The organism is Lacunimicrobium album (assembly GCF_052161635.1).
Lineage (GTDB): Bacteria > Planctomycetota > Planctomycetia > Planctomycetales > Planctomycetaceae > SXPC01.
The window spans coordinates 25,320-44,999 of record NZ_CP197413.1 but is presented as its reverse complement, the minus strand read 5'-3'; the positions used below and the strand labels follow the sequence as shown (position 1 = coordinate 44,999).

At 55.6% G+C, this 19,680-nt stretch carries 15 protein-coding genes; 2 read left to right on the top strand and 13 right to left on the bottom strand.

Annotated features, from left to right (window positions below):
• Positions 1-106: 106 nt before the first annotated feature.
• From SH248x_RS00185 to SH248x_RS00150, 8 genes are all read right to left on the bottom strand, one after another.
• Complete coding sequence (locus SH248x_RS00185) at positions 107-577, bottom strand: GNAT family protein (protein WP_459556489.1); 471 nt, start codon at positions 575-577, stop codon at positions 107-109.
• Between the two features lie 48 nt (positions 578-625).
• Complete coding sequence (locus SH248x_RS00180; RefSeq protein ID WP_459556488.1) at positions 626-895, bottom strand: hypothetical protein; 270 nt, start codon at positions 893-895, stop codon at positions 626-628.
• Between the two features lie 147 nt (positions 896-1,042).
• Positions 1,043-1,948: an endonuclease/exonuclease/phosphatase family protein gene (locus SH248x_RS00175; protein WP_459556487.1), complete on the bottom strand. Its 906-nt coding sequence runs from the start codon at positions 1,946-1,948 to the stop codon at positions 1,043-1,045.
• 23 nt (positions 1,949-1,971) lie between these two features.
• Positions 1,972-3,393 (bottom strand): class II fumarate hydratase, encoded by a 1,422-nt coding sequence (locus SH248x_RS00170; protein WP_459556486.1) that lies wholly within the window; start codon positions 3,391-3,393, stop codon positions 1,972-1,974.
• 427 nt (positions 3,394-3,820) lie between these two features.
• The gene (locus tag SH248x_RS00165) at positions 3,821-4,279 is read right to left on the bottom strand and encodes a hypothetical protein (protein WP_459556485.1); all 459 of its coding nucleotides are present in this window, start codon (positions 4,277-4,279) and stop codon (positions 3,821-3,823) included.
• A gap of 26 nt (positions 4,280-4,305) precedes the next feature.
• The gene (locus SH248x_RS00160; protein ID WP_459556484.1) at positions 4,306-5,499 is read right to left on the bottom strand and encodes a CPBP family intramembrane glutamic endopeptidase; all 1,194 of its coding nucleotides are present in this window, start codon (positions 5,497-5,499) and stop codon (positions 4,306-4,308) included.
• A 50-nt stretch (positions 5,500-5,549) separates the two neighbouring features.
• Positions 5,550-6,245 carry a CvpA family protein gene (locus SH248x_RS00155; protein WP_459556483.1) on the bottom strand — a complete coding sequence of 232 codons (696 nt, stop codon included), beginning with the start codon at positions 6,243-6,245 and terminating at the stop codon, positions 5,550-5,552.
• 48 nt (positions 6,246-6,293) lie between these two features.
• Positions 6,294-8,153 (bottom strand): GspE/PulE family protein, encoded by a 1,860-nt coding sequence (locus tag SH248x_RS00150; RefSeq protein WP_459556482.1) that lies wholly within the window; start codon positions 8,151-8,153, stop codon positions 6,294-6,296.
• 449 nt (positions 8,154-8,602) lie between these two features.
• Here SH248x_RS00150 and SH248x_RS00145 point away from each other — a divergent pair, with 449 nt between their 5' ends.
• Together SH248x_RS00145 and SH248x_RS00140 are read left to right on the top strand one after the other, a co-directional pair.
• Positions 8,603-11,047, top strand: a complete 2,445-nt coding sequence (locus tag SH248x_RS00145) for an ATP-binding protein (RefSeq protein ID WP_459556481.1) — start codon at positions 8,603-8,605, stop codon at positions 11,045-11,047.
• 102 nt (positions 11,048-11,149) lie between these two features.
• Positions 11,150-13,195 carry a tetratricopeptide repeat protein gene (locus SH248x_RS00140; RefSeq protein ID WP_459556480.1) on the top strand — a complete coding sequence of 682 codons (2,046 nt, stop codon included), beginning with the start codon at positions 11,150-11,152 and terminating at the stop codon, positions 13,193-13,195.
• A 102-nt stretch (positions 13,196-13,297) separates the two neighbouring features.
• Here SH248x_RS00140 and SH248x_RS00135 read toward each other — a convergent pair whose 3' ends face one another.
• The 5 genes from SH248x_RS00135 to flhA all read right to left on the bottom strand — a co-directional run bounded on the left by SH248x_RS00135 (position 13,298) and on the right by flhA (position 19,459).
• Positions 13,298-14,074 (bottom strand): FliA/WhiG family RNA polymerase sigma factor, encoded by a 777-nt coding sequence (locus SH248x_RS00135; RefSeq protein WP_459556479.1) that lies wholly within the window; start codon positions 14,072-14,074, stop codon positions 13,298-13,300.
• Between the two features lie 148 nt (positions 14,075-14,222).
• Positions 14,223-14,477 carry a hypothetical protein gene (locus SH248x_RS00130; RefSeq protein ID WP_459556478.1) on the bottom strand — a complete coding sequence of 85 codons (255 nt, stop codon included), beginning with the start codon at positions 14,475-14,477 and terminating at the stop codon, positions 14,223-14,225.
• 424 nt (positions 14,478-14,901) lie between these two features.
• Positions 14,902-15,792, bottom strand: coding sequence for a P-loop NTPase family protein (locus SH248x_RS00125; RefSeq protein ID WP_459556477.1), 891 nt, complete (start codon positions 15,790-15,792; stop codon positions 14,902-14,904).
• Positions 15,792-17,228 carry a flagellar biosynthesis protein FlhF gene (gene flhF, locus SH248x_RS00120; RefSeq protein WP_459556476.1) on the bottom strand — a complete coding sequence of 479 codons (1,437 nt, stop codon included), beginning with the start codon at positions 17,226-17,228 and terminating at the stop codon, positions 15,792-15,794. Before flhF ends, SH248x_RS00125 begins: the two co-directional genes overlap by 1 nt.
• A 107-nt stretch (positions 17,229-17,335) precedes the next feature.
• Positions 17,336-19,459: a flagellar biosynthesis protein FlhA gene (gene flhA, locus SH248x_RS00115; protein WP_459556475.1), complete on the bottom strand. Its 2,124-nt coding sequence runs from the start codon at positions 19,457-19,459 to the stop codon at positions 17,336-17,338.
• Positions 19,460-19,680: the final 221 nt, after the last annotated feature.

The window sequence follows — 19,680 nt, the reverse complement described above, 5'->3', positions numbered from 1 at the left end:
AATGGGGTGGGAGGGCGCCTTCGGATGTCTTTTGAATTTATAGAAGGCTTGTTGGCGCGATGCCCTCATCCGCCTTCGGCACCTTCTCCCGGGGGGAGAAGGGAGGTTATGTGAGTGGTTTTTGCATGCGGTAGTTTTTGAAGGTTTGGTGGCGGAGGGTGACTTGTTGCGGGGTGATGACCGTGAAGCCGTGGTGTTCGAAGAAAGGTTTGGCGGTGATGCTGACGTTGGCGTGGAGCTGGGTGTCGCCGCGGGAGCGGGCGAGTTGTTCGAGGTGGGTCATGAGGGTGCGGCCGAGGCCGGTGCGCTGGTGGCCGGCGCTGACGAAGAAGCAGTCGATGTAACCGGCGTCTCCGAGTTCTGCGAAGCCGGTGAGGTGGCCGGTGTCGTCTTCTGTGAGAAGGACGTGATAATTGGCGGTACGGGTTTGCCAGGCGGCTTCGTCGATGACGTCAGGCGCCCAGGCGGCGAGTTGGGCGGGGGTGTAGTGCTGCGCGTTGACGCGGTGGATGGTGTCGCGGTAGAGGGCGATCATGCGGGGGATGTCGGTGGGGAGGGCGCGGCGGGGGGTGGGCATGGGTCTTGGAGGGATGCTGGAGAGGTTTAACCACGGAGGACATGATCGCTAATCGTCAGTAGAATTAAGCAGCGAGAAAACCTTCTCGCCAGTCGTTGGATCTTCGAGAAGTTCGACGACCGCTTGTTCGAAATCGTTCCTGGAGTGGCAGCTGACAATTCGTCGCCCATATTCGATGATCGCTGGATAGACTGCTTCGCCGAGACGAATTTCGCAAAGCGCGATCGCATTACCTCGATCATTCGTTGCGACAATGGCATCGTATGATCGAATAGGATGCGACTTATCATCGTCGATATAATCGACGCGGGCTCTCATCTCTACTTTTTTGATACTACCTTTGGTGTGTTCAGATAGCTGTGAGGATAATTGAGCAATAACTTCCTCAATCTCCCGGCGATTCCGCCTGGTGATTTCGGAATTTGACAGGCCCTTTTCGATGGCTTTTGCAAAATCAATCATGCACTAACCTTTAACCATTTGTGCTTGCAGTGAAACAACGATTGGTAAATGATCGAACCCTTTTGCGATTCCAGAAAAGTTTTTCGATGCCAATTGTTCTGTTTCGTAGATCTGTGTTTCGTCTTCATTCAGAATAAAATCAGTTCCAGTCACGAGTGAACTGCTTACCATGGCTTGATCAAATAAAAATCCAGTTGTTAACCAATGATCATCATAAAAATAAGTGCCTACGGAAAATCTTGGGCTGCGATTGAGATCCGTGGTTCGTTCTCCAAGTGCTCGCCAAAATGGATTATATAGAAGCGAGCGTTTTTTAACCACTTTTTTGCGATCTCTTGACGTTTTCAGAATTTCACTCAATTCCTTGTCAAAGGGCTCAGCATTAAAGTCACCAATGACCAATAGGTGATTTTCTTGCTGGGCTTTTTCTAAATCACTGTCGATTTGAGATCGTAAAAATTTCGCCAACTCTTCTCGTTTGGGACGATTAACGTCGTCTTTGAGCCGAGATGGCCAGTGGCACATATACAACGTAACCTTATGCCGACCGTGTGAGACGAATGAGATCCGCAACATTTTGGTGAGGTCATTCTCATTGAATTTGCAGGTCAGTCTCACTGGAAATGGATCGGAAATTGAAATGTTTTCCGATCTATAAAGAACGCCAATTCCAACTTTTCGATCATCTTCGACAATCGTCCTTACGCTGATCGACAGGTTCTGCGCAAGCCAGATGATGTCATCTGGCGATACTTCAGCCAATACAACGAGGTCAATCATCTTGTTATTGAAGAGCTCTTCAACAACGATCAAGATTTGCTTGGTCAGGTTGTGCTTTCGTTGTCCTTTCGATGGCGATAGTCCAGTGTTCCACCAAGCAATACGAGTCTTACATTTTTTGTCTGACAAGTGGAATTTCCCTTAACTGCGAATCAATGCGGCTCCGTCATGCTCATTGGATTGAGTGCCTCATTCAGCACCGCCTCTTCCAGGATTTTTTGCTCGATGCAGAGTTCCCGAATCGTCTGACCGCTGGCAAACGCTTCTTTGGCGAGTTTGGCGGCTTTTTCGTAGCCGATGTGGGGGTTGAGGCTGGTGACCATGGCGAGGGATTTTTCGACGCTGGCTTCGCAGGCTTCTTCGTTGGCTTCCATTTCGATGGCGCAGAATTCGACGAAGGCGTTGGTGCAGTTGGACAGGAGCATGATCGATTCGAGGGTGGTCTGGCCCATGACGGGCATCATGATGTTGAGTTGGAACTGGCCGCCGGTGGCGCCGCACATGGTCAGGGTCTGGTCGTTGCCGATGACTCTTGCAGTGACCTGCATCATGGATTCGCACATGACGGGGTTGACCTTGCCGGGCATGATCGAGGAGCCGGGTTGGCGGTCGGGGAGTTTGACTTCGTAGAAGCCGCAGCGTGGGCCGGAGCCGAGCCAGCGGATGTTGTTGGAGACGTTGAAGAGGGTGTTGGCGATGGTCTTGAGGAGGGCGTGGCATTCGACGAGGCCGTCGCGCTGGGCGTTGCCTTCGAAGTGGTTGACGGCTTCGACGAAATCGATCTTGGTCTGTTCTGCGAGGACCTTGGCGACGCGGTCGCCGAACTCGGGATGGGTGTTGATGCCGGTGCCGACGGCTGTGCCGCCGACGGGGAGTTCGAGGATGCTGGAGAGGGCCAGTTCGGCGCGGTCGAGGGACATTTCGAGTTGTCTAGCGAAGCCGGAGAATTCCTGGCCGAGGCGGATCGGGGTGGCGTCGGCGAGGTGAGTGCGGCCGATCTTGATGATCTTGTCCCAGGCGCGGGCTTTGTCGTCGAGGACCTTGTGGAAGGACTGGAGGGCGGGGATCAGTTTTTCTTTGATCGCAATGCCGACGGCGACATGGATCGCGGTCGGGAAGGTGTCGTTGGTGGACTGGCCCATGTTGACGTGGTCGTTGGGGTGAATCGGTTTCTTGGCGTCGAAGCGGTCGCCGCCCATGATTTCGATGGCGCGGTTGGAGATGACTTCGTTGACGTTCATGTTCGACGAGGTGCCCGAGCCTGTCTGGAAGACGTCGATGGGGAACTGGTTGTCGAACTTGCCGGCTGCGACTTCCTGAGCGGCGGTCAGCATGGCCTGGACCTGGGCGTCGCTGAGGGGGTTCTTGCCGGTGCCGGTCAGTTTGCCGAGGTCGCGGTTGGCGATGCCGCAGGCGTATTTGACGAGGCCCATGGCGTGGATGAGGTCAGAGTGGAGGGGCCAGCCGGAGATGGGGAAGTTTTCGACGGCGCGCTGGGTTTGAGCGGAGTAGTAGGCCTGGGCGGGGACTTTGACTTCGCCCATGGAGTCGACTTCGGTGCGGAACTGGGACATGGAGGAGCCTTTGATATTTGGGGAGGGTTCACCACGGGGAACACAGGGTGTCACCGAGGGTGAGGGGATGTTTTTTGTTTTTGGGTTGAGGGGGAGCGGGTCGCCTTACTTCCACCTCAAAGACGAAGGACGGAGTGAGCGTTCATTTTATGGATTTCCGGCGCGGGGCGGAAGGATGCGGGGGCGGAGAGGGATTTTGTCTGATGTTTCGCGAAGAATTGGGGGCGGGTGAGTGCCTATGCGCCACCCTCATCCGCCCTTCGGGCACCATTCCTGAGAAGACTACCGCGTCGTTCACTCTCGCCTGATTGGCGAGAGCGAACTCCTTGCTTCCACATCAAGGGAGAAGGGACGAAAGACGGCTCTCCTCAAGGGAGAGGGGACGTTCGGAATGAAGTATCGAGCTGCCCTCGTGAAGTCCGTTAGTTTATAGAAAGGTTACTGGCGCGATTCCCTCATCCGTCAGCGAAGCGCTGCCACCTTCTCCCGGGGGGAGAAGGGAGGGGGACCAGTGTTTGAGGATGAGTTGGTGGAGGTTTTCCAGGGTTGTGGTGTAGATGTCGGGGAGGTGAATGTCGCAGCCGGGGACGGTGAGGGTGAGGTGGTTGTTGGGGTCGGTGAGTTGGAAGGCTTTGTGTTCGCGGTAGGAGACGCGCTGGATTTCGGACCAGGATGCGTAGCCGAGGATGTTACCTTGTTTGAGGGCGAGGCCTTCGGGGGTGATGATGACGCCGGCCTGATTGTTGGCGGAGGTCCAGAAGTGGTTGAGGCGTTCGGACCAGGAGAGCTTGGCGCCTTCGCGGGAGGGGAAAGCGTGGACTTCGCTTTCGCTGTAGGTGGCGCGGGCGGCGGCCAGGTGAGGTTTGAGTTCGTCGGCGATGTCCACGGGAGCCTCGCTCAGGATCAAAGAGATCAGGGTGTATGAGAAAAGTGCCACAGGAAGATGGCGGAGTTGTGGATGGTGTGGGCGATGATCGGGAGTGTCATCGAGCGGGAGTAATAACGGAGGTAGCCGAAGAGGGCACCCGCGACGATGAGGTAGGGGATCGAGAAGATCTGGCCGAGGTGGGACATGCCGAAGGCGGCGGCGACGAGCCAGATGGCGGTATGGGGATTCGTCATCGGGACGATGTAGTTGAGCATGTTGCGGCGGAAGAAGAATTCTTCATAGGTCGCGGGGAGGAGGCAGTAGAAGAGAAGGATGTAGAGGGGATTGCTGGCGAAGAGGGAGCCGAGGGTGTAGGTGGTGGGGATTTGAAAATAGCTGTTGAGGAGATTGGTGTAGCTGATGCTCAAGGCGACCGAGGCGGCGACGGCGGGTAACGCGAGGGACCAGGCGAGGCGTTTGGAGAGATCGGAACGTGCGGGGAGTTTGGGGACGGGTGCGACGAGATACGAGGTCAAGGCGACGAGAGTGATGCAGAAGGCGCCGGAGCCGAGGAACATGGCGGTTTCGTCGATGTCGTAGTTGTAGGTTTCCTGAAGGGTCAGAGAGAGGAAAGTGATGACGGTAGAGAAGAGAAGGATGCCGTAGGCGAGGAGGACGATGAGGAAGCCTGTGGGGCGTCCGCGGCGGGAGGTGTGAAGCGAGTCGAGTTCGCTGGTCTGTTCGCCTTTGGTGAAGGCATAACCGGTGAGGCAGATGCGAAAGAGGAAGGGGATGACCAGGAGCTTGATGACGATCGACTGGAAGAGATTTGCGGGGTCCATGACGCAGAAGATGGCCCAGGACGAGATGTATAGGATGAGCGAGAGGAGTGGCAGCGCGACGGGGGCGCTGGCGATGAAGAGGCCCGAAAAGAGATAGATGGTTGAGAGGGTCGCGAAGATCGCGAAGTTGAGGTGAGCGACTTTGCGCATGCGTTCGCGCGTCTGGGCGAGTTGGGCCTGGTCGACGAAGTAACCGTTGTCGCGGAGTGCCTGGACTTCGCCGGCGAGTCCGCGGTCGATTTCTCTCAGGTTCGCGCGGTAGGAAAGGCCTGCTTCGACGAAGCTGACGAGGGCAACGATGATGAGGAGGAGACGAGCCACATTGAGTCGAGCCGCTCTGGCTGACTGGGCCAGCGATGGGAGCGGGGAGACGAATGTGGGTTCGAAGATCATCATTCGCAGGTCATTTTCATGGTTCTTATGTCAGTCTCATTCTTAGATCGGTATCAGAAGCCGGAGCCGGGGGCGGGGCGGCGGTTGACGGGTTGCATTTGCTGCAGTGGGTCGACCGGTGCGGCGGCTTGAGATCCGCCGGCGATTTGTTCGCGGCGGTAGGCGTAGCGGATAGGGAAGGATGGCCAGATTTGAGGGGGTTGGCCGGCGATGACGGCGTATTCGGGGCCATCGAAGATCGGGCCATTTTTACCGCGGGACATGCCATTCTCGGAGACGTATTGGACGAAGCCGAGCCATTGGTGGTCGGGAGCGGCGATGCCGAGCAGGTTTTTGCGTTCGGGTTTGAAGCCGAGGAAGTCACGGGGGAGTGATGCGGTGTGAACGAAGGTTAGGAGGATGGCCATGGTGACATAGCCGGTGAGGAGGCCTGCTCCCCAGCGGAGTCCGTCGTGAAGCAGTGGATGGACGGGAATGAAGCCCGGGTGGAGGTAATCGGTGGCGGCGCGGAGTCCGAAGATTCCCCCTGCGAACAGGAGGGAAAGAGCAATGAAGTCCCAGCGGGCCTTCCAGTCGCTTCCCAGTTCGAGGGTCTTTTCGAGGACGACGGCGAGGGGCTCGAAGAAGTTCATCGCCAGTAATCCTGAGATCAGGACGATGATCAAGGTGAAGGCTGCTCCCCAGGGTCCTTCGCTGGCCACGCACCACGTGACAACGCCGAGGATCACAAGTAACAGGAGGTCGATCATGAGTTGGACTCAGGGCTCAGTTAAAAGGATGGAGAATAGAATGAATGGTTATTTGACGACTCGGAGGAGTTCGTCGATCGAGGTCAGGCCGGAGACGACGAGGCGGAGGCCTTCTTCTTTCATCGAGAGCATTCCGTTTTTGCGGGCTTCGGCTTTCATTGTGTTCATCGGTGCTTTTTCGCGGACGAGGTCACGAATGCGGTCGTTGACTTCGAGGAACTCATAGACTCCGACACGGCCTTTGTAGCCGAGGTTGCCGCAGGTTGTGCAATCGAGTTCTCGATCGGTGGGCGGCTTGAAGAAGTTCTCGATCTTGGTGGTCGAGATGTTGGCTGCCTTGAGAGACTCGGGGTTTGGCTTATAAGGGAGTTTGCAATCCGGACAGAGACGTCGAGCGAGGCGCTGGCCGACGATGGCTGAAACTGAGTCTGCGACGACGTAGGTTTCGACGCCCAGTTCGAGCATGCGGAAGAGGGCGGAGAAGGTGTCGTTGGCGTGGACGGTCGAGAAGACCATGTGACCGGTGTTGGCGGCCTGACAGGCGATGCCTGCGGTTTCGTTGTCTCGAATTTCGCCGATCATGACGACATCGGGGTCTTGACGCAGGATACTGCGGAGTGCAGTGGCGAAGGACTGTCCGGACTTCTTGTTGATCTCGATCTGAGTGACGTTGGCCATCTTGTATTCGATGGGGTCTTCGACGGTGATGATGTTGGTCTGCATCGCGTCGATTTCGTGGAGCGCCGAGTACAGCGTCGTCGACTTACCTGCCCCGGTCGGTCCACTGGCGAGGAAGAGTCCGTGCGGTTGAGAGATGACCTTGGCGAGGCGTTCCTGGACCTGCTTACGCATACCGAGCTGGGCGAGGCTGGTGACCGAGTTGCCCTGGTCGAGAATACGCATGACCATTTTTTCGCCGAAGCGGGTTCCCTGCGTCGCGACGCGGAAGTCGATTTCCCGGAGGTCCATTTCGGCTCGGAACGAGCCGTCCTGAGGACGACGTCGTTCGGTGATGTCCATGGCGGAGAGGACTTTGAAGATGTTGATGATGGCTTCGCCGGTGCCTTTGTCGTAGGGCTCGGTCGGGTACATCATGCCGTCGATCCGCAGGCGGACGGAGACTTCGTCTTCTTTGGGTTCGAGGTGGACGTCGGTTGCGCGTCGGAGAATGGCGTCGTAAATGAGTTCTTTGGCAGACAGATAGCCACGAGACGTTTCGACCTGTCGATTGCGGTCAGCACCGCGGTCTGGGCCGGAGGCTGATTTCCCGATGAAGGAGATCGGTGGGCCGATGGCAGATTCCATGGCTTTGGTGGTTCCGACGCGGATCCCCATGCGGGCGAGGAAGCGGATCGAGAGATTGCGAATGTGTTTGGGGGTCAGGACCTTGGCAGATTCGGGGACGACGTCGTTTCGCTCTTTGACGTAGACGCCGATGGGGACTGCGTATCCGAGGACGGCGACCAGGCAGGCCAGAATGGCATTGGGAAGCTGGAAGGCCAGTAATAAGGTGACGAAGCCAGCGACGAGCATGATGCTGCACCACTGGTCGGTGTTGAGTTTGAGGGCTTTGCCGTCTTTATAGGCCCAGCTGGTCGACCATGACCACAGGAGGAAAATCGCGGTCAGGAAGGCCAGGATAAAGAAGTTGAGGTACGGGCCTGTTTTGCTGCCGCCCTGAGGGGTGAAATTCCCGCGAGAGAATGGTTTTGGCAGGGGTGGGTAGGCAGTGACGTCTTTAAAGCCGGTCGGTGCAGGGACTGCAGCGGGGGCATCTGGGGGAGTCTGTGCGAATCCAGATTCTGGACTGAGCAATGTGAATAGGCCAGCTACGAGAACCGTGAGGCTCAAGAGCAAAAGACGAACACGATATGAGGAATGCTCAGCCGACTTGTTGAGCTCATTCATTCCGACAATTCCATCATGGCATTGATCGCGATCGGCAAAGCGTCGCAACGAGAGGAGGTGGGACAGGTGTCTTGAATCTGCGGTTATCAACAGGCTAACAGCGATGGTGGTGGATCACAAGTATTCAGTCTGGAAATCCCGCCTCTGACGATTTTTCATGCTGAATTCGTCGAGTAGATTGATTTCCCTGACAAAACGCCTGATGTTTCCAAAACGCAACCTATGGTTACTGAAAGAAACGTGCGCAATTTTCATTATTTCGAACGATATGCCAGTCGTAAAGAGCGATGTGGCAAGTTGATACGAAATGCTGGAATTCGTTTGTCGCGTTTCATTCCTCTCCAGAGAAACTTGATGATTCCCTTTTCAGACGATGACGTCGGGGAGGCGTATGGGGTTCCCTGGCTTTCACCCGGTTCGGGTAAGTTGCGTCTGAGAAGTATCACTTTATGAAATCCCGATGCGTCACTGATGTTGGTTCGTGCGGGTCATTGCAAGATGCAAGTGACTGTCCAGATGCAGCTTGTACCTGCGAGACGACTCCGTCACTGCGGAATCGAATTCTGAATCTGGCACAATTGCGTGTGGTGCTGGTCAATCGGCTGCTGTTTGTGGTTTATGTCGGTCTGGTGGCGCTCAACCTGGCGTCACTGGATCCTGGTGCGCGGACTGCTGTGGTTGCTCACATTACCATCTTTGAAATGTTGATGGGGTGTTCGCTGTTTCTGCTGTTGGAACTTGTCTTGAAATCCTGGGCGGCCCCGACGGCTGTCTCCTGGCATACGCATTTGCTGACGATGCTCAATGTCGCGCTTTATGCGCGGCTGGTGGTGACCTCGGGAACGCTGGCCAGTGAGGTGTTTTTCATGGGGAGCCTGATGTCGATGGGGATTATCCATCTTTCGACGGTCAACCTCGTGATTTCGCTGGTTGGGTGTCTGTCTTTAGCGGCTGGGTTGTATGGGATTGCTCCACGCGAGGAGGCGTTGCTTTTGATTTGCCAGTTGCTGCTGCTGGGCACGGTGATGAGCCTGCTGATTCACTTTTTCCGTAAGAACTCGATGGAAGTGATTGATGAGTTTCTTGAGAACTCTCGACGTCAGACGGCCTGTTTGAAAGCGATGATTTCGGGAACGCGACGTGAGGAAGAACGTCGGCGCTGTATCAGCGAGGCGCTGCCGCTGGGGACGTTTGAAATGACGTTGACGGGAAATGTTCTCAGTGCGAATAAATATCTGCAGAATCTGTTTCCGGATTTCGAATGGGCGAGCAGCGAGAATCCGGTGCACTGGACGGACATGATTCGACAGGATTACCGTTTGGAAGCAGAGAGGATGTTTGTCTTTTCACAAAGTGCAAATCGCTGTTTCCTGGGTGAATACTGTTCGACGAGCCATATTGAAGAAGGTCCTGTCTGGTTGCGATTCCGGCTGAAGCTGGTGCAGCTGCCCGATGAGACGGTGTACCTGGGAACGATTGAGAATGTGACCTGTCGTAAGGAAATCGAACAGGAGCTGATGCGCTATACGGAAGAACTGAAAGACGCCAAGGAACAGGAAGAAGCTCACGCCAGTCACCTGTCTCAACTGGTGGACGAGCTGGCGGAATCACGTCAGCGTGCGGAAGAATCGACTCGTACGAAGAGTGAATTCCTGGCGAATATGAGCCACGAAATCCGTACTCCGATGACTGCGATCCTTGGTTATACGGATGTCGTGCTCGAAGAAGAGCATACGCCGGCGTCGGCTGAATATCTGCAGACGATCAAGCGTAACGGAGAGTACCTGCTCAACCTGATCAACGATCTGCTTGATCTGTCGAAGATTGAAGCGGGGAAGATGGATATTGAGCTGATTGAATGCTCTCCTTCGAACCTTGTCGAGGATATTGTCACGCTGCTGAAGAACCGTGCGGTCGAGAAAGGGCTGACTCTCAAGGCGACGTTTGATGGTGAGTTGCCTTCGATGATTCAGACCGATCCGATGCGTCTGCGACAGATTCTGGTGAACCTGCTGGGAAATGCGGTGAAGTTCACGGAGACGGGATGTGTCGAGATTGCGACTCGGATGGTGTGGTCGACCGGGATCCTGAATAGTCTGGATCTACGACAAAACCAGGCGAGCCTGGAATTCCGAATCAAAGATACTGGCATAGGTATGATGCCCGACCAGATCAGCAAACTGTTCCAGCCGTTTACACAGGCTGACAATTCGATGACGCGACGCTTTGGCGGAACGGGTCTTGGGCTGGCGATCAGCAAGCGGTTGGCGAACATGCTGGGTGGGGACATTCAGGTCAGCAGCGTTCAGAATGTGGGTAGTGAATTCATCGTGACGATTTCGGTGGGCGAAGTGGTGTCGATGGCCTGTGAACGGGTTCCTACGATCTGCTATCAAGCTGAGGATGATTCGAGTGTCGCTGCTGTGCCGAGTCTGAGCGAACATCTGTTGAATGCTGTGGCTGCACCGATTGCACCGAAGCCGAACACAGACGGGCCTGCGTTGAACTGCCGGGTTCTGCTGGCAGAAGATGGGCTGGATAATCAGCGTTTGCTGACGTTTCTGCTCAAGAAGGCGAGCTGTACGATCACGGTTGTCGACAATGGGCTGTCTGCTGTGGATGAAGTCGAGGCGGCTGAGCTGGCTGGAAATCCGTTCGAACTGGTGCTGATGGATATGCAGATGCCGATTATGGATGGGTATACGGCTTCGACGACTTTGCGTCAAAAAGGTTATGAGATTCCGATCATTGCGTTGACGGCTCATGCAATGACGGGGGATCGGGATAAATGCCTGGCTGCTGGTTGCACGGAGTATCTGACCAAGCCGGTTGATAAGCAGCGTCTTTATGGTCTGATCACCGAATGTACCCGTCAGGTCGCAGTGCCGGTTTGATGGTGACGAGATGATGCAGAGGTGTACTTCACCGATTCTTCATCCACGGATGTGCATCGTCTGCGTTGCAAAGTCTGACGTCTGATCTCATCATGATTCTTGATGAGCAAGCACAAATCCAGAACAGCCGTGACGACCGCTGAGGCGTCTGAGACTTTGAGAACGCCGTTGATTCCAGCCGAGGCTTCATTCTCGTGGAATCGATGGGGGTTGTGTGCTTTTTTTCTCATCGTCGTGACGGTTGCGGCCTATTCCAATGCGTACGATGGGATCGCGATTTTTGATGATGACCCTTTCATCAAGAATAGTGCCGAGATCATTAAGCCGGAGATGCCGAGTCTGTTTCGACCGGCGATTGATCGGCCGTTTATTCGCTGGACGTTGTGGTGCAATTACCAGATCAGCGGATTTCAGTTGTGGAGTTATCACTGGGTGAATTTGTTTGCCCATGTGATCGCCGTGTTGACGCTGTTTGAGATCGTGAGACGACTGACGAAGATCAAGCTGTCTGGTCTGGTCGAGCGTCAGCCGGTCTGGGGATGGATGCTGCCGTTGAGTGTGGCATCTGTCTGGGGGGTGCATCCTCTGAATACGCAGGCGGTGACGTATGTCATTCAGCGCTGCGAATCGATGATGGGGATGTTCTTCCTCATGACGCTGTTGTGTCTGATTCATGCTGTTCAACATTGTGGGCGACAGGGTGGGCGATATCAGCTCTGGCTGGTGGCGGGGCTGGTTTGTGCGTGGCTGGGAATGGGATGCAAGCAGGTCATGGTGACGGTGACCGGCGTTGCGATCCTGCTGGACTATGTTTTTCTGGAACCTTCAGTTGGGAAGATTCTTGCGCGTCGGTGGTGGTTTTATGCGGGGCTGACGCTGGTCGGGTTTTATGGTTTGTATGACGCGCTGGTACCGGTTCTCAATCGACCGGTTACGGTGGCTGTTTCTTCGGTGGCGAGTAGTAGTGGTGCCAGTGAAGTGGTCAAAGATCCGACTGTCTCTGCCGGGTTTCATTTTGAGGGGTTCACGAAATGGGAGTATTTTCGGACACAACTGGAGATCATTCCTTTTTACGTGAAACTGGCTGTCTGGCCTGATCCGTTGTGTCTGGATTATCGCTGGCTGGTTCAGAGTAATCCTGCGATCTATGTCACCTGGGGTGTGATCCTGGCGGGTGTGTTTGCCTGCGGTGTGTATCTGAGCTGGTTGAGAGCGACGGCGGGTTTTTTGATCCTGAGTTTCTTTTTCATACTGGCGCCGACGTCGAGCATTATGCCGATCAACGATATGGCGCTCGAGCATCGGATGTATCTGCCTTTGATCAGTGTTGTCGCGCTGATCTGTCTTGGGCTTTCGAAGTTGTTTCGAGAGAGTCTGCCTGACTTTGGAGTGACCGGGTATGGCTGTGTGATGCTGGCGTGGACGATGGGTCTGGGGTATTTGACTTACCAGCGGAATCTGGATTATCGAGACGAGATTTCGTTGTGGCAGAGTGTCGTTGAAGCTGCTCCGAATAATGAGCGGGCGTGGCGCAACCTGGGGCATTACTACAATGTCTTCAAGCAGCCTGATAAGGCACTCGTCGCGTTTGAGCGAGGTCTGGACCTGCTGAAGCGAATCATTCCATTGCCTCCTGACCAGGAATTTGCGGAGGTTTATCGGAACGTGGGGAATGCGCAGAAGGATCTGGGGCAGTACGATCTGGCGAGAGAAACGCTGGAAACTTCGTTGAAGTACAATGATCGCGATGCGATTACGCATGAGAGCCTGGGACGGCTGTATGCGATCAGCGGGAAGATGGATCTTGCGGGAACGCATTTCTATAAAGCCCAGGATCTGAATCCGCGTGATGGTGACATCCAGCATGATCTGGGAGCTTACAACATGGCGTTTGGCAAGTTTGATGTCGCGATCAAGCACTTCGAGAAGGCGTGTCAACTTGAGCCGCTGCGGATGGATTTTGGACAGACACTGGCTGGAACGTATGCGAATCTGGAACGCTATGAAGAGGCCGTGCGCGCGTACGATGCCCTTTTAGCGAGGCTGCCGCCGGCGACGTACGAGCGGCCGCAGATTGAAGCTTATCGGGCGAAAGCGTATCAGGCGCTGTTGCAGCAGCGGGCGCAAAAACAAACACAGCCTCGATGACGTTTGGTCATCCAGGCTGTGTTTGTGGTCGTTCAGTGAGAATGATCAGGAGCCCCGAGAGCCCTCACCCCAGCCCTCTCCCGGGGGGAGAGGGGGTAAGATTTAGGCGAATTCTGGGCGTCGGCGTCGGAGTTGATCTTTCAGGCGGTTGACGATGCCTGAGTGCATCTGGCTGACTCGCGACTCGGAGAGTCCCAGGGTGGTGCCGATTTCCTTCATCGTCAGTTCCTCGTAGTAATAGAGGATGATGATGAGACGCTCGTTACGAGACAGGCCTTTGGTGACCAGTTTCATGACGTCGCGTTTCTGGATACCGCCGGTGGGGTCTTCGCCTTTGGCGTCTTCGAGAATATCGACTTCGCGGACGTCTTTATAGCTGTCGGTTTCGTACCACTTCTTATTGAGTGAGACGAGGTTGACGGCGGAGGCTTCCGTTTTCATCTTCTCGTATTCTTCGGTCGGCAGGCCCAGTTTGGCTGCGATTTCGATGTCGGTCGGGGTGCGACCAACTTCGGCTTCGACCTGTTTACGAGCGGCTTCGACTTTACTGGCTTTACTGCGGACCAGGCGTGGGACCCAGTCCATGGTGCGCAGTTCGTCGAGCATGGCTCCGCGAATACGGGGGACGCAGTAAGTTTCGAACTTCACTCCGCGGCTGAGGTCGAAGGCTTCGATGGCATCCATCAAGCCGAAGACTCCGGCCGAGATCAGGTCATTCAGATCAACGCCATCCGGCAGTTTCTGCCAGACTCTTTCTGCGTTGAAGCGAACCAACGGAAGGTAACGCTCGATGAGTTTGTTACGGAGTCGTTTGTTCGACTGGTCTTGCTTAAATTCCAGCCAGACGTCCGTAACATCAGCAGTCACCTTGGTGGTCATATTTTCCTCCATGGACGGTCTCCGCGATGCTCTGTCTATGACAATTTTGTGGTGGTTGAGAGGGAAGTATCAGACTTCTGTGTGGTCGTGGAAGAATCGGTCAGTGACTTCGAATGAGGTGGTGAAGTCGCTGAGAGGTGTGTGTGATTCATCCGTCAGAAGTGGGGGGAAGGAACATGTCGAGTGTCATGGTTGAGGTCTTGATCGCCATTTCCGTCTGGACGGTTTCATGAACCAGATGGCGTGACAGCCAGCCGATTCCGATGCCGAGGAGGAAATAGATAATCAGGTTGATCAAGGCGACCTGCATTCCGGAGATCAAATCGATCTTGAGGAGGCAGGCTTTCATCAACGTGACCACGACCGCAATCAGGGCACATCGATATCCGAATTGCAGTGTCATGATGGACTGGCACCAGGTAAGTCGAAGAGAGGTTGAACGAAGTCAATTTCTCTTTGATGATCGCGATTGCGGTCCCTCGTCGGACGAGTGACTGCTATGAGTGACTGTCAACCTGGCTTGGTGCATCAACCTGGGTCAGATCCGTCATCGTCTGCAGTCGCTGTGGCATTTCTTTACCCTGCTGGCAGTCCGCGATCGGGTCAGGACTCGGGTGAGTTCTGACTGTCGACAGGTGGACCTGAGCACGGGCATGCTCTGCATCAGATATCGGCTAACCCGACACGTCAAAATCAGTTTTTCAGGAACAATTTGCTTAATCGGTAAAGATTAACAGGAGGGGAAATTCGGACGGGAAAGGAGGAGAGGCGGGTAGAAGAGGGGAAGTAAAGAAGGGAGTAAGAGGTGGGAAGAAACAGGGGAGCAATCAACTCATCAGACGCCGAAAGAACGGCCCCTGATCGCGTTGACGTCCCATCAAAGAGACAGCTCGACGAGTCAATTGCTTGATCGCCTGAGCGGCTGGTGACTCCGGATGGGAGATCACCAGTGGGTAGCGGCTCATCACCGCTTTTTGAACGTGAACGTCTTCAGGAATCGAGCCAGCCAGTGGCATGTCTCGATGCAGGAACATCGTCATCGTTTGTTTCAGATTGGCGTAGGCGGCCTGGGCTGTGGAGGTCTCGCTGCGATTGACGACCAGTTCGATGCGCGTTTCCAGTGGCTGGCCAGCCAGGGACTTCAGCATCGAGTAGGAATCGGCGAGGGCGGTTGCTTCGAGAGTCGTCACGATGTAGGCGAGATCGACGGCATTGATGAGTTGTCGGTTGAGTGAGGAGAGGCCGCAGGAGGAATCGATGACGACGTAATCGACATTGCTGGCGATGCGATCGAGTTGAGAGGTCAGCTTGGCTTTCTGAGCAGGGACTCGCAGGCCGGTTTCGATGGCGGACGACAGGCCTGTGATGAGGTCGACGTTTTCCATGACGTTCAGGAGGACATCATTGAGGAAACGAGAGCCGGTGATGACGTGTTCGAGATTCCAATAGGCGTTCAGGCCACAGAGAAGGTCGAGGTGAGACAGGCCTGCGGAGGCATCGACGAGCATGACTCGTTTGCCGGTTTCCGCCAGGGAGAGTCCCAGGTTGAGAGCGACGCTGGATTTACCGGCGCCCCCTTTGCCGCTGCTGACGAGGATCGTGCGTGGGGACTTGATCTCGACGGGAGCGACTTCGGCTCGCGTCCAGCGGTTGGATGTCGTCTGGGCGGTTTGCTGACGGACTCTGGATCGTAGTACGGAGGCTTGATCGACCAACATCAGGCGGCCCTTCCATATTGAGTGGTCGTGGCGGCAGATGATTGAGCGTCTTGTGTTCTGCAGTGTTGCATGATCAGCTGACTGATGGTTGATCCGTGGGCGGCTTCGATGTCTTCAGGGACGTCCTGGCCGGTGGTCAGATAGCTGTATTGCAGGCCGCAGCGTTGTTGCAAGGAGAACAGGACGCCGGGGGCGACGGATTCATCGAGCTTGGTGACGATCAGGGAATCGAGTTTCACGACCGAGAAGCGTTCGACAATTGTTTCGAGGGACTTCAGGCTGGAGGTCGCTGAGAGGACGAGGTGAACTTCGTCGACGAAGGCAGGAGACAGAAGGGCTTTGAGTTCGTGAATCTTGAGTTCGTCTTTGGGGCTGCGACCTGCGGTATCGATCAGGACGAGGTCGAGGTGGCTCATTTCGTCGAGGGCTTTTTTCAGTTCGCTCGGCGAGGTGACGACTTTCATCTGGAGGTCGATGATTTCGGCGTAGGTCTTGAGTTGTTCGACCGCAGCGATGCGGTAGGTGTCGATGGTGATGAGGCCCATCTGGACCCCTTCCTGGAGGCGGTAATTCGCTGCGAGCTTGGCGATGGTTGTGGTCTTGCCGACGCCGGTCGGGCCGATGAGGGCGACGACTTTCTGTTGGCCGTGAGCCAGTGACATGGGGCCGACGCAGGCGATTTTGGATTCGATCAGTCCACCCATGAGACGGGTGGCGATGTCTTTGTCTCGCAGTTGTTCGGGAGAGGCGATGCGTTTGAGTTCCAGGCACAAAGACTTGGCAGAGGCTTCGTCGATGTCGGCGTCGATCAGGCCGGTGTAGAGGTGATGGACGTCGTCCGGGATCGATTCGTTGAGCTTGGTTCGCATCTGGGTGGTCAAAGTTGTCAACAACTTTTCCACACCGCTCAGACGGGCTTCGAGTTCTTTTTTCTGCAGGATCAATGTCTCGCTGAGGATGGCGGTTGATTGTGCCTGGATCGTGGGAGCAGCGACTGGGGCTAGTGCAGGAGTCGGGGCGAGCGGGACTTTTTTCGCTGCGGGGGGAATGGTGAGGGGTTCGCGTCGTGGGGGCATCGGGATGGAGGAGCGGATCTCGACTTCGTCCTGCTGGCTGGAGAGGGCTTGTGTGAGGTGAGCGGGGATGGATTCACCTGATTGTCCTGCTTCGGCTTGTCGACGCAGGCGGTTGAACTCAGCGACGCGTTGGTTGACGTCTGGAACTTCGATGTCATTGGCGGCGGTGATCTCGGTTTCAACGGTCGCCTTCTGCCAGGGGAGAATGCCTTTCTTCTCCACTTGGCGAGTCTGCAGGATGACGGCATCGGGGCCCAATGAACGACGGACGCGTGTCAAAGCTTCCTGCATCGTTGGTGCACGGAAGACGTGCACATCTCGCTGCTCGCCTGATCTCGGTTGTGTTGTTGATTTCGCCATAGGAATTCAATCTGGTTCGTAATTAGTAATTGGTAATTAGTAATTCGCCAGAAACGTAAAATCTGGCGAAGCGGATCGGCTAATTACCAATTACCAATTCCTAATTACTAGACTTTGACTTTCTGCGGCCGGGCTGGAATCGACTTGATACTGTCGACGCTCAGTTGACCATGGGATTCGATATTTGTGTCTCGTGTGACTTCGTTGAGGCTCATGACAACCAGCTTGGGAAGGGCCGAGGCGGTGATCTGTCGGAGGCCTGCACGAATCTGCGGGCTACACAGGACGATCGGAGAGAAGCCTTTGCCGGTGAGTTTCGGAAGTTGATTGACGAGTTCTCGGGTGACGGCGTCGCTGACTTGTGGGGAGAGCTTGACGAGCAAGCCACGGTCGGTGAAATCGAACCCGCCAGCGAGGATGTCTTCGAGGGCAGGATCGATCGTGACGACGTGCAGTGTTCGGGTGTTATCGCGGTACTGCTGACAGATCGTGCGAGAGAGGGCATGTCGGACGTATTCGGTCAGGATGGTCAGGTCTTTGGTGCGGTCGGCGTAGTCGCTGAGTGTCTGGAGGATTGTTTCCAGGTCGCGGATCGCGATGCGTTCACGCAGCAGGTTGCCGAGGATCTGATGGACGTGGTGTGTTTTGAGAAGATCGGGGATGAGGTCTTCAACGATTTTTGGTGAACTCTGCTTGAGGAGGTCGAGGAGTTCGTGGACCTGCTGGCGAGTCAGGAGTTCGTCGGCGTATTCACGGACGACTTCAGTCAAGTGCGTGACGACGACGGCGGAGGGCTCGACGACGCTGAAGCCGAGCATCTCGGCTCGTTCCCGCAGGCTTGGTTCGATCCAGCGAGCAGGGCGACCGAAGGCTGGCTCTTTGGTTTCCAGGCCAGGTACGGATCCTTTGACGTCGCCGGTGTCGATGGCGAGCAGCATCTTGGGATGAATCTCGGCTTCTGCGACCTGGACGCCGCGGATCTTGATCTGGTAGTTGCGTTGGGCTAGGCGGATGTTGTCACGGATGCGGACCTTCGGCAGGATGATGCCCATTTCCTGAGCGATCTTGTGACGCACGCGGGTGACGCGGTCGAGGAGATCGCCGCCAGAGCTGGGGTCAGCCAGGCGAATGAGCATGACGCCTAGTTCCAGTTCCATCGGATCAACGTGGAGGTTGTCTTCTGGTTTGGGTTCTGGTTTGGCGTCGGTTTTCTTTTGTTCGGTTTCGGCTTTGGCGGTCAGGGCTTTCGAGGCGTTCTGCTGAATCATGAAGCCGGTGAAAACCAGGCCAGCGCCAAGAACCATCAACGGGGCTTGTGGCAGTCCGGTGAAGGAGAGTGCCAGCAGGAAGGCAGCGGAGAGGTACATGGCTGTCGGGTGACGGAAGAGTTGGCCGATGATGTCGCCGGAGAGGTCGGAGTCGTTTGAGGTTCGAGTGACGATCAGACCGGCGGCCAGTGAGATCAGGAAGGCAGGGATCTGAGTGACCAGACCATCGCCGATCGTCAGGGTCGTGAAGACCATGCCTGCTTCAGAGAAGGTCATGCCATAGTTGACGACGCCGATGATCAGGCCGCCGACGATGTTGATGATGGTGATGATGATACCAGCGATGGCATCGCCGCGGACGAATTTACTGGCACCGTCCATGGCTCCGTAGAAGTCGGCTTGCGAGGCGACTTCGATGCGTCGTTGCTTGGCGGCTTCCTGAGTGATCAGGCCGGCGTTGAGGTCGGCATCGATCGCCATCTGCTTACCGGGCATTCCGTCCAGGGCAAAGCGGGCAGCCACTTCGCTGATACGGGTTGCCCCTTTTGTAATAACGACGAATTGAATGACGACCAGGATGACAAAGATGACGACGCCGATTGTGGGAGATCCACCCGCGACGAATTCACCAAAGGCTTCGATGACGCCTCCGGCTGCTCCGGTGCCATCGGTCGCGGCGTGAGAAAGGATCAGACGCGAGGAAGCGACGTTGAGGACCAGGCGGGAAAGGGTGGTTCCCAAAAGCACGGCTGGGAAGACACTGAATTCAAGAGGATTGGTCACGTGAATCGTCGTCAGCAATATGATCACCGACACCGTGATGTTGGCTGCGATGAGCAGGTCCAACAGCATAGGTGGCAGCGGCGTGATGAGGACCAGAACTGAGGCCATCAGCATCACCGGGAACAGGAGTGGAAGGGTGCGCGACAAAGAAGCGCGAAACCCGGGCGCACTCGCGGACATGGACGATGTCTCCGAGACTATTTTAGGGGGGTGGTGGAGGGGAAATCGGGAGAAAGGAGAGGAGATCAGAAAGGCGAGTCAGACAGGATAGAGCGTTGCCCGAAACAGGTAGGCGGAGGCAGCCGAAGCCACCCTCGTTGGGCCTTGCTCGAAGTGAGAGGCGGTGTTTATCTCATAAAAAAAATACCGTCCAGCCGCTTTTTGACATTTTGCCTCAAGTT